12 protein-coding genes are annotated in these 10214 nt (G+C 72.6%); 6 read left to right on the top strand and 6 right to left on the bottom strand.

Annotated features, from left to right (window positions below; all coding sequences use genetic code 11):
* Positions 1 to 66 precede the first annotated feature (66 nt).
* The gene (locus tag AOQ53_RS18875; RefSeq protein WP_059418815.1) at positions 67 to 435 is read right to left on the bottom strand and encodes a VOC family protein; all 369 of its coding nucleotides are present in this window, start codon (positions 433 to 435) and stop codon (positions 67 to 69) included.
* Between the two features lie 120 nt (positions 436 to 555).
* Between AOQ53_RS18875 and AOQ53_RS18870 the strand changes: the two genes are divergently transcribed.
* Positions 556 to 1284: a hypothetical protein gene (locus AOQ53_RS18870; RefSeq protein WP_059418814.1), complete on the top strand. Its 729-nt coding sequence runs from the start codon at positions 556 to 558 to the stop codon at positions 1282 to 1284.
* Between the two features lie 19 nt (positions 1285 to 1303).
* On the opposite strand, the gene AOQ53_RS18865 is transcribed toward AOQ53_RS18870, so the two are convergent.
* Positions 1304 to 1957, bottom strand: coding sequence for a class I SAM-dependent methyltransferase (locus AOQ53_RS18865; RefSeq protein ID WP_059418812.1), 654 nt, complete (start codon positions 1955 to 1957; stop codon positions 1304 to 1306).
* 148 nt (positions 1958 to 2105) lie between these two features.
* Here AOQ53_RS18865 and AOQ53_RS18860 point away from each other — a divergent pair, with 148 nt between their 5' ends.
* The 4 genes from AOQ53_RS18860 to AOQ53_RS44715 all read left to right on the top strand — a co-directional run bounded on the left by AOQ53_RS18860 (position 2106) and on the right by AOQ53_RS44715 (position 4709).
* The gene (locus tag AOQ53_RS18860; RefSeq protein ID WP_078945383.1) at positions 2106 to 2654 is read left to right on the top strand and encodes a DUF2269 domain-containing protein; all 549 of its coding nucleotides are present in this window, start codon (positions 2106 to 2108) and stop codon (positions 2652 to 2654) included.
* Positions 2655 to 2731: 77 nt separating this feature from the next.
* On the top strand, positions 2732 to 3319 hold the full coding sequence (locus AOQ53_RS18855) for a TetR/AcrR family transcriptional regulator (RefSeq protein WP_059418811.1): 588 nt from the start codon (positions 2732 to 2734) through the stop codon (positions 3317 to 3319).
* Between the two features lie 4 nt (positions 3320 to 3323).
* Positions 3324 to 4505: a GDSL-type esterase/lipase family protein gene (locus AOQ53_RS18850; protein WP_059418809.1), complete on the top strand. Its 1182-nt coding sequence runs from the start codon at positions 3324 to 3326 to the stop codon at positions 4503 to 4505.
* 54 nt (positions 4506 to 4559) lie between these two features.
* Positions 4560 to 4709, top strand: a complete 150-nt coding sequence (locus tag AOQ53_RS44715; protein ID WP_167745735.1) for a hypothetical protein — start codon at positions 4560 to 4562, stop codon at positions 4707 to 4709.
* A 125-nt stretch (positions 4710 to 4834) separates the two neighbouring features.
* Here AOQ53_RS44715 and AOQ53_RS18845 read toward each other — a convergent pair whose 3' ends face one another.
* Positions 4835 to 5191 (bottom strand): winged helix-turn-helix transcriptional regulator, encoded by a 357-nt coding sequence (locus AOQ53_RS18845; protein WP_059418808.1) that lies wholly within the window; start codon positions 5189 to 5191, stop codon positions 4835 to 4837.
* A gap of 51 nt (positions 5192 to 5242) precedes the next feature.
* Between AOQ53_RS18845 and AOQ53_RS18840 the strand changes: the two genes are divergently transcribed.
* Entirely contained in the window at positions 5243 to 6154 is a 912-nt protein-coding gene (locus tag AOQ53_RS18840) for an NAD(P)-dependent oxidoreductase (RefSeq protein WP_201785081.1), read from the top strand.
* Between the two features lie 82 nt (positions 6155 to 6236).
* Here the strand turns inward: AOQ53_RS18840 and AOQ53_RS18835 are convergent, their stop codons facing one another.
* Genes AOQ53_RS18835 through AOQ53_RS18825 form a run of 3 tightly spaced genes read right to left on the bottom strand, consistent with a single transcriptional unit; the run spans position 6237 to position 10033 of the window.
* Positions 6237 to 8258 carry a HelD family protein gene (locus tag AOQ53_RS18835; protein ID WP_059418806.1) on the bottom strand — a complete coding sequence of 674 codons (2022 nt, stop codon included), beginning with the start codon at positions 8256 to 8258 and terminating at the stop codon, positions 6237 to 6239.
* A gap of 41 nt (positions 8259 to 8299) precedes the next feature.
* Entirely contained in the window at positions 8300 to 8938 is a 639-nt protein-coding gene (locus tag AOQ53_RS18830; protein ID WP_059418804.1) for a TetR family transcriptional regulator, read from the bottom strand.
* Between the two features lie 57 nt (positions 8939 to 8995).
* Positions 8996 to 10033 (bottom strand): aminoglycoside phosphotransferase family protein, encoded by a 1038-nt coding sequence (locus tag AOQ53_RS18825; protein ID WP_078945382.1) that lies wholly within the window; start codon positions 10031 to 10033, stop codon positions 8996 to 8998.
* Positions 10034 to 10214: the final 181 nt, after the last annotated feature.

Below are 10214 nucleotides of genomic sequence, written 5' to 3'. Positions count from 1 at the left end.
TACGGAGAGGGCCGCCGACACGCGGCCCGAGTAGCAGCACGCCTGGCCCCACGCCCCCTGCCCCCCTCACCCCCCGACAATGCAGAAGGGATGCCCCGCCGGATCCGTCAGCACCCGCCACCTGCTCTCGTTCGGCTGCTGCTCCGGTCTGCCCGCTCCCAGTGCCAGCAGCCGGGCCTCGGCCTCCTCCAGGTCCGCGACCCTGAAGCAGCAGTGCAGTTGCTGGGGTATGTCCTGGCCGGGCCAGCTCGGAGCCCGGTAGTCGTCGACCCGCTGGAAGCCGATGGAGAGTCCGTCCCCACCGCCCAGAGAGGCGAATTCGGCGTTCGACCTCGGGTGCGGTTCGAGGCCGGTGGCCGCCTGGTAGAACGCCGCCAGCGCGAGCGGATCAGCGCAGTCCAGGGTTATCGCGCTCAACTTCATGTGTACGGACATGCCGCCTCCAGGCCGATCACCGGGTGGACACTCTCGCGATCACCCTAGAAGTGACCGAGAAGTGACCGGATCTGAAAACCGTTCGACGAGCCGGGCCCGGCCCGGCCATGATCCGCACCCGTGACGACTTCTCGGCAGTCCCTGGTCCGTGCCGCCGCCCGTAACAACGCCGAGTGGTGTGCGGCGATGTGCCGGGCGCACGGCGTGGCGGGTGAGTTCGGGGGCGAGGCGTGGGCCGCCGCGGGGCGGGCGCCGCTCTACTACCCCGACGCGGTGACGCTGGAGCCGGGCGCCGGCCCGGACGCGCTCGTGGCACGGATCGACACGGGCTCGCCCGGTGCCTCGGTCAAGGACAGCTTCGCCGATCTCGATCTGACGGAGGCCGGGTTCCGGGTGCTGTTCGAGGCGCAGTGGATTCACCGTCCGGCGGGCGCGGTCGCGCCCGCCGGCCCGCCGGCGCCGACGGATCTCGCGTGGGACGTGGCGGGCGATCCGGAGATGCTGCGCGCCTGGGCACTGGCCTGGGACGGCGGCGCCGGGAACGCGGACCTGTTCCGGGACGGGCTGCTCGCCGACCCGGAGACCTTCGTGATCGTGGGACGGTCCGGCGACGGGCGAGTCGTCGCCGGAGCGGTCGCCGGCCGCAGCGACCACGTGGTCGGCGTCTCCAACGTCTTCGGGCGGGACGGCGGGCCCGACGCGGCCTGGCCGCTCGTACTGCACGCGCTCGACTGGCTCTTCCCCACCCTGCCCGTGGTCGGTTACGAGAGCGGCGACGACCTGGAGACCGCCGTCCGGTACGGCTTCGAGCCGGTCGGCCCGCTGCGGGTGTGGCTGCACGGCGGGTAGCGGCGGGGCCCGCCTGTCGCTACTGCGGCTTGTACGCCAGGAACGTGCCGATCTGCCTCTTGGTCCCCTCGTCCGGCTCCTGCACGACACGCGTCGTGACGACCAGTCCGGCCCGGTGGAGCAGTTCGGCGATCCGGTCCGGCGGCAGCAGGTACGACTCGTAGGACACCGGATGGTCGCCGTAGGCGTGTGACGGGCGCAGGTGCTCGCCGCTGCCCACCGGGCCGGCCAGCATCAGCCGGCCGCCGGGCGCGAGGGTGCGGTGGAACTCGGCGTACACGGTCGGCAGCCACTGCGGCGGGGTGTGGTGGGTGGCGTAGTACGCCAGGATGCCGCCGAGTTCGCCGCTGCCGATCTCCAGCGCGGTCATCGAGCCGACGGTGAAGCGGAGATCCGGGTAAGCCGCCCGGGCCAGCTCGACCATCTCCGGCGACACGTCCACGCCGAACACCGGCACCCCCAGCGCGGCCAGGTGGGCCGTCACCTTGCCCGGGCCGCAGCCCAGGTCGGCCACCGGCCCGGGGTGCGGCGGCCGTACGAGCTCGGCGAAGGCGGCCAGCATCGCGCGCGACACCGGATCCAGCTCGGCCGGCTGTTTGACGAGTCGGGCGTAGTCGGCGGCGACGGTGTCGTAGGACTCTCGGACGGAGGTGACGTGGGAGGGTTCGGTCATGCCGTGAAGCTAGACGACGACGCTGACAGGTCCGGGCCGTCACGCCGAGCGAGTACACGTTGCTACCCCGCCCGTACGCCGACGCCAGTACGCCGGTTTGCTCCCGCCGTCAGACGCCTTCACCGCCCCCTCCCGGCACGGTGGCAGCGTGAAGCCGAAGCAGAAGCCCCACCCGATTCCGAAACTCGGCCGCCCGGCGCGCCGGGCCGTTCTCGTCGTCCACGTCACCGCCTCCGCGAGCTGGCTCGGGCTCACGCTCGGGCTGCTCGCGCTCGGGACCACCGCGGCCACCACCGGGTCCGCCGTGACCGTGGAGGGCTCCGTCCGGGCCATGAAGCTCTTCGCCGGCTGGCTCCTGCTCCCCGTCGCGTTCCTCACGCTGCTCAGCGGACTGGTGCTGTCCCTCGGTACGCCGTGGGGACTCGCCCGGTACCGATGGGTCTGCACGAAGTTCTGGCTGACCCTCGCCACGACCACCGCCACGGTGTTCGCCCTGCGCCCCGGGGTGAACTCCGCGGTCACCGCCGTGGCGGCGGGCGGGCCCCTGCCGGACGCCGGTGACGTCCTGTTCGGGCCGGTCGTCTCGCTGTCCGCGTACGTCTTCATGACGGTGATCTCGGTCCTGAAGCCCTGGGGGCTGACCAGGCGGGGCAGGAGACTGCGGGAGCCCGCTCGGCGTGCTCTGCAAGACGCCTAAGCCGCCTAAGGCCGCATAGGATTTGCCTAACATTATTAGGTATCGCACACTTCCTTCTGGCAGGAGGGAGTGGCCATATGGCACGCGTAGGACTGACACCGGAACGCCTGACCCAGGCGGGTGCCGAACTGGCCGACGAGGTCGGCTTCGACCAGGTGACCGTCTCGGCGCTCGCCCGCCGGTTCGACGTCAAGGTCGCGAGCCTGTACTCGCACGTGAAGAACTCCCAGGACCTCAGGACCCGGATCGCCCTGCTCGCGCTCACGGAACTCGCCGACCGGGCCGCCGACGCCCTGGCCGGGCGGGCCGGGAAGGAAGCCCTGGCCGCGCTCGCGAACGTGTACCGCGACTACGCCCGGGAGCACCCCGGCCGTTACGCCGCGGCCCAGCTGAGGCTGGACCCGCAGACGGCGGCCGCGAGCGCCGGGGTCCGGCACGCGCAGATGACCCGGGCGCTGCTGCGCGGCTACGACCTGACGGAACCGGACCAGACCCACGCGGTCCGGCTGCTGGGCAGCGTCTTCCACGGGTACGTCAGCCTGGAGATGGGCGGCGGGTTCAGCCACAGCGCCCCCGACACCGACGACACCTGGGCCCGGATCCTCGACGCCCTCGACACGCTGCTGCGGAACTGGCCCGCGCCCCCTACCGACCCCCGAGGCTGACACCATGCACTCCGAGCACGACTGGATCAACACGCCCCTCACCGCGGACCTGCTGCGCGGCGCCCTCGACCTGGAGCGCACCGAACACGGGGCGCTCCCGCACCGGCTGCCCGCCCGGGCCCGCGCGCAGAACACCAACGCCCAGCTGGCCATGGCCGAGGCCCAGCCGTCCGGCGTACGGCTGGTGTTCCGTACCGCCGCGACCGCCGTAGAGCTGGACACGCTGCGCACCAAGCGCGACTACGCCGGCCTCCCGCCCCGGCCGGACGGCCTGTACGACCTGCTCGTCGACGGGCGCCCGGCCGGCCAGGCCGCGGGGACGGGCGGCAACGTCCTCGCGATCGACATGGCCACCTGGGACGGCGAGGTCACGCCGGGCCCGGTCGGCACCATCCGCTTCACCGGGCTGCCCGCGCGCGAGAAGGACGTCGAGATCTGGCTGCCGCACAACGAGACCACCGAGCTCGTCGCCCTGCGCACCGACGCGCCCGTGGCACCCGTGCCGGACCGGGGCCGCCGGGTGTGGCTGCACCACGGCAGTTCGATCAGTCACGGCTCCGACGCCGCGAGCCCGACCGCCATCTGGCCGGCGATCGCCGCGTTGCGCGGCGGTGTGGAACTGGTCAACCTCGGTCTGGGCGGCAGCGCGATGCTCGACCCGTTCACCGCGCGTGCCATGCGGGACACCCCGGCCGACCTGATCAGCGTCAAGATCGGCATCAACATCGTCAATGGGGACGTGATGCGGCTGCGCTCCTTCGGTCCGGCCGTGCACGGTTTCCTCGACACGATCCGCGAGGGGCACCCCGACACCCCGCTGCTGGTCGTCTCCTCCGTCCACTGCGCCATCCACGAGGACACGCCCGGCCCCACGGCCCCGGACCTCAGCGGACTCGGCGAGGGCCGGCTGCGGTTCTCCGCCATGGGCGACCCGGCGGAGGTGGCCGCCGGGAAGCTGACGCTCGGCGTCATCCGGGAGGAACTGTCCCGCATCGTGCGGCAGCGCGCCGCGGACGACCCGAACATCCACTACCTCGACGGCCTCGACCTCTACGGCGAGTCCGACGCGGCCGAACACCCCCTCCCCGACGAGGTCCACCCGGACGCGGCCACCCACCGCCGCATCGGCGAACGCTTCCACGAACTGGCCTTCACCGGAGGCGGCCCCTTCACCCCGGGCTCATGACCTGGCGCGGCGGCGTCCACACCCTGTGGACGCCGCCGCGACTGTCCGGGCCGGATGACCGAGGCCTACGCGGGCAGGACCGGGCCCGACTACGACCGGCTCATCGACACACTCGCCGACACCTGCGCCGGTGACGACCCGGCGGCCCCGGCCCGGCTGTTCGCCGCCCCCCACTTCGCGGTGCCGGGGCGTCTGACCGGCTGACGAGTCGGACAGGGCCGAACACCCACTTTTTTGTGGGTACTTGGCAGCGGACCGGCGCGGGGGGAACCTGGTGGCGGGCCGTCGGCGAGGCGCCGGATCCTGAAGGGACGGAGGTGACTTGAGAGTCAGGAGGCCGACCGGATGGCCTGCGTCCCGGCCAGTTGCTCCAGACGCCGGTGGCCCCAGTCGGACAGCGGGGCCAGCGCCTCGGCGAGTTCGCGGCCGAAGGGGGTCAGGGAGTAGACGGTCTTCGGCGGCAGCACGTCGTACACCTCCCGACGCACCAGCCCGTCCATCACCATCTCCCGTAGCGCCTCGGTCAGCACCTTCTCAGTGAGGCCCGGCAGCTGCCGGCGCAGTTCCGCCGGGCGGTGCGGGCCCGACTCCAGCAGCCAGAGCAGGGTCGTCTTCCACTTGCCGTCGATCACGGCGATCGCGGCGGTCACTCCGCAGACGTTCGGGTCCTGGCGCCGACGCGTCATCCTTTTGCCCCATTCATCATCAATTGCGCATGCCTGCAAGGGAGTTCAAGCGTGTCCACGTACAGCACGTCCTCGTCCCCGGAACATTCCGCGCGGCCCGCCGTCACCGTCCTCGGTCTCGGCCCGATGGGCCGTGCGCTGGCCGGTGCTCTCCTGGACTCGGGACTGCCGACCACGGTCTGGAACCGCACCCCGGGCAGAGACCGGGAACTCGTCGAACGCGGGGCGGTGGGCGCCGGCTCGGTGGCCGAGGCAGTCGCCGCCGGTGAGGTGGTCGTCGTCTGCGTGGTGAACTACGACGCCGTCGACGCCGTCCTGCGCCAGGACGACGTCGCCACCGCCCTCAAGGGCCGTACGGTCGTGAACCTGACCGCCGACACCCCGGCCCGGGCCCGCGACACCGCCGACTGGGCCGCCGCGCACGGCGTCCGCTACCTGGACGGCGCGATCATGACCCCGACGACGACCATCGGCACGCCCGACGCCGTGTTCCTGCACAGCGGACCGGCGGACCTCTACGAGGAAGTGGCGCCCGTGCGACAGGCCTTGGGCGGCACCCACACCCACCTCGGCGAGGACACGGGCCGGGCCGCTGCCTACGACATCGCCCTGCTCGACATCTTCTGGACGGCGATAGCGGGCTTCGCGCACGCCCTGGCGGTGGCCCGCGCCGAGGGCGTCACCGCCGGCGAGCTGGCGCCCTTCGCCCAGGGCATCGGCGCGATCCTGCCGCCGGTGTTCGCCGAGGCCGCGGCGGACGCCGACGCCGGCACGTACTCCGGCGAGGGCAACCCGCTCACCTCGGCGGTGTCGTCCATGGCCCACATCGTCCACGTCTCCGAGTCCCACGGCATCGACGCCGGCGTCATGCGCGCGGCCGAGGGCATGGCCCGCCGCGCGATCGGGCTCGGGCACGGGACGGACGGTTTCATCCGGATCGCGGAGGTCATCGGGCGGGAGTGAGCCCAGGAGGGCCGGGCCTCCTCGGCCGGCTCGGCCCGGGCGGCGTCGCGCGGGCATGAGACCCGGCCCAGAGGGTGTCCGCCTAGAACGGCAACGTCCTCCCCCGCACCACCTCCAGCCGTGACACCGCCCGCGTCAGCACCACGTACAGCCGGTGCAGCCCCCGTTCCTCCGCCTCGGCGATCGCCGCCGGTTCCACGGCCACGACATGGTCGTACTCAAGTCCCTTGACGACGCTCGCCGGCACCAGGGACACCCGCGCGCCGGGTTCCTCCGGGCCCGCCGCCCCGATGCCGGCCGCGTCCAGGGCCGCCCGCATCCGGGGCACGTCCGCGTCCGCCGCGACGACCCCGACCGAGCCCTCCCGCCCCAGCGCGTCCCGTACGGCCTCCACCACCGCTCCGGGCACGCCGTCCGGGGTCGTCTCCCGCATCCGCAACTCCCCGTCGCCGCGCAGCGAACGGGCCGCCGGTACGTCCACGTCCAGCCGCTCCAGCAGCCGGTTGGCGAGGCCGACCACCGCCCGCGGCACGCGGAAGCCGGTGGTCAGCTCGACCACGGCCGCGTCCGGTTTCCCCAGATGCGCCAGGGCGGTGTGCCACGACCGCGCCGCCCACGGTGTCGTCCCCTGCGCCAGGTCGCCCAGCACCGTCAGCGAGCCGAAGGGCGCCCGGCGGGCGATGGCCCGGCACTCCATCGGGGACAGGTCCTGCGCCTCGTCGACGACGACATGCCCGTAGCCCTCCGGGTGCTCGATCAGCCCGGCGACCTCGTCCAGGAGCACCAGATCAGCGGCCGACCAGCGCGCCGACTTCCACGACCGGGGCGGCTTCCGCCACAGCAGCGCCCGCTGCTCGCCGGGGTCCAGCAGCCCGTCGGCGGCCTCCGCCAGCATCCGGGGATCGCTGAGCAGTCCGGCCACGACCTCCTCGGGCCGCATCCGGGGCCAGACGGCGTCGACGTACGCGGACAACGGCCGCGCCCGCTCGACCCGGCGCGCCCAGGCGTTGCTCTGCGGCCCGGCCCGCCGCTCGGCCTGCTCGCGCACCGACCGCACGATCCGCGACCGCACCCGCTCCCGGCCGACCCCGTACTGCGGTTCCTCCTCCCGCACCCGGGCCACGATCCGGGCCAACTCCGCCGCCGGCACCCGCCACCGGTACGCCCCGTCGGGCACGGCGAGCCCTTCACCGTCACCGCCGTCGGCACGCACGCGCGCGTACAGCGCCCGCCGCAGCACCTCGGCCATCCGGGCGTCGTGCTTGACGGCGGCGGCCGCCGGTTCGTCGCAGCCGCCGACCGGATGCCGTGCGATCTCCTCGGCCAGGGTCGACTGCCGCACACCGGTCTCGCCGAGAGACGGCAGGACCTCCGCGATGTACGACAGGAAGGTGCGGTTGGGCCCGAGGATCAGCAGACCGCCGCGCCGGATGCGCTGCGGGTGCGTGTAGAGCAGATACGCGGCCCGGTGCAGCCCGACGGCGGTCTTGCCGGTGCCGGGCGCCCCCTGCACGCACACCGACACCGCCAGGTCCCCGCGTACGAGGTCGTCCTGCTCGGGCTGGATGGTCGCGGCGATGTCCCGCATGGGCCCGACGCGGGGCCGTTCGATCTCCCGGGCGACGATCTCGCTCGCCCGCGCCTCGCCCTCCCCCAGGTGCTCGTCCTCCAGGCCGGTGAGGTCGCCGGAATCGCCCCGGCTGCCGGGCGCCCACCCGAACCGCCGGCGCACGGCGACGCCCTGCGGGTCGCGGGCCGAGGCCTGGTAGAAGGCGCGCGAGACGGGCGCACGCCAGTCGACGACGAGGGGTGGTTCGGCCGGGTGCTCGGTGATCCGCAGCCGCCCGATGTGCAGCTCACCCTGCTCCCCCCGCAGGGCCCCGAAGAACAAGGGCCCCTCGGGCAGCTCCCGCAGCGCCTTGGCCTGGCTGCGCAGCCGGTACCCGAGGACCTCGGCGTCGGCGCCCGACGCGGAGACGTCCTCGCCGACGACTACCTGCTCGTCGGCGCCCTCGACCATCGCGGAGAGGGCGGCCCGGCAGCGGTCGTGGTGGGCGCGTTCACGGCTGAGAGCGTGCTGGAGGGCGGGTTCGGTCGGCGTCATTCCACCGAGCGTACCGAAAGAATGTTACCGAGTTAAATTTATTACTCAGTATCACCATCGAGCCGACCCGCCCGGACGCGCGGCGGCAGCCCCGCCACCAGCCACCCGAACGCCCGCTCCGCCGCCGACACCGCATCCGCCCGTACGTCCGCCACCCGCTCCCCCGCCGCGATCCGCCGCCAGTTCTCCATCGCGAGGATCCGCTGCACGGCCATGATCTGCCCGGCCGCGAGCCGCGCGTCCAGATCGCCCCCGAGCACCTCGGCGAGCGCGGCCTCGGACCGCTCCTGGTGCGTGTGCGCCCGGGCGACCAGGGAGGGCGTCCCGTAGAGCAGGCTGTGGAAGGCGAGCACCCGCGGATCGTCGTTGAGCCCGGTCACGGGATCGCACCGCTCCAGCCCGTCCAGGAAGTGCCGCCGCAACGCCTCCACGGGCTCCCCCTCCGCCTCCGCCACCACCCGCGCGGTCTCTCCCTCGTGGTCGGCGATCCGGTACAGCACCAGATCCTCCTTCGCCGGGAAGTACCGGAACAGCGTCGGCTTGGAGATCTCGGCCGCCGCCGCCACCTCGGCGACGGACACCGCGTCGAACCCCTTCTCCAGGAAGAGCCGGATCGCGATGTCCGACACGACCTGGTACATCCGCTGCTTCTTGCGCTCCCGCAGCCCGATCTCGCTCATGCGGCGAGCCTACGCAGTGCGCGACGAGCGGGGTGGGGGCGCGGGTGGGCCAGGCCCCTAGGAGAGGGCCCGGTCCGGGGAACCGTCGCCGCGCCAGCGGATCAGCGCCGCCATGATCTGCGAACGGGTCGGCACCTGCGTCAGGCCGAGCGGTTGTGCGGCGGCGGCGAGGATCTTCTGGAGCTTGCCGGCGGCCACGGGCAGGGCCACCCAGTTGAAGCCCGCGTCCTCGCGCAGGGACAGCGACACCCGGATGACATCGGTGAAGACCGACTGCGCCCGCTTGAAGTCGAGGATCAACGGCAGGTCCCGCTCCCATCCGGACGAGCTGCCCGGCCGGATCCTCTCGGCCAGGTCGCACCATTCACGGACCATACGGCTCTCCTGATCGCCCGGATAACGCATCAGGTAGAGGTGGGTGGCCAGGTCGTAGAGCGGATCGCCCAGCATCGCCAGCTCCCAGTCGATGGCCCAGAGCCGGCCCTTCGGATCCAGGACGAAGTTCTCCCGGTGCAGATCCGCGTGCAGGAGACAGAACGGGCGCTCCTGGAGCCCCAGCACGTGCTTCCTCAGCAGGATGAACGATTCGTCCGAGATGCCGAGCGCGCGGAACAGGCCGGCGAACGCCGTGTGGTTCTTCCTGTAGACCTGCTCCTCGACGAAGACGATCAGACGCTCCAGAAAGCCGTCGCTGTCCCCGTCCTCGGCGCGGTCCCGGTCCTCACAGCGGCGCTCCACCCTCAGCATGTCCGGTGTGACCCGCACCATCTCCCTGAAGAGGTCGACGATCTGGACGAACACCGCGTCGGGAACGCGCCGCCCCGGCCGCCGCTGCTCACCGAGTGTCCGCCCTTCGATGAATCCCTGAAGGGCCATGCCGGCGGCATCGACGATGCCGGGGACACGGCTGATGTGCCCCTGGAGGGCGCGGAGCAGTTCCTCCTCCGACCTGAAGCACCTCCGGTCGAACCACAGGATCTCGGAGCGCGGCTCACGGACCTTGACGGTTCGTGCCCCACCGGGCAAGGCGAGGACGTAGGTCTCGTGGTGGTACCCCTTGAGCGGCCCCTTGACCAGGTTCGGGTCGCCGCTCATCTCGACTGCTCGCTGCCGAGCACCGGAGACCGATGGGGGTGTCATTGGGTGGTTCAGCCTGCCCCGGTGGTGCGGATGGTGTAAGGGGGAAGGCACGTTACTCCACCGGATGCCGTCATCAGGGGTGAACCCGGCCATCGAGCCGAACTCGTCCCCTCCCGGGTGACCCGGGCACCCGTCC

It is taken from the genome of Streptomyces azureus (assembly GCF_001270025.1).
GTDB classification, from domain to species: domain Bacteria; phylum Actinomycetota; class Actinomycetes; order Streptomycetales; family Streptomycetaceae; genus Streptomyces; species Streptomyces azureus.
The sequence above is the reverse complement of the archived record's forward strand: the minus strand, read 5'-3'. Positions and strand labels throughout refer to the sequence as shown.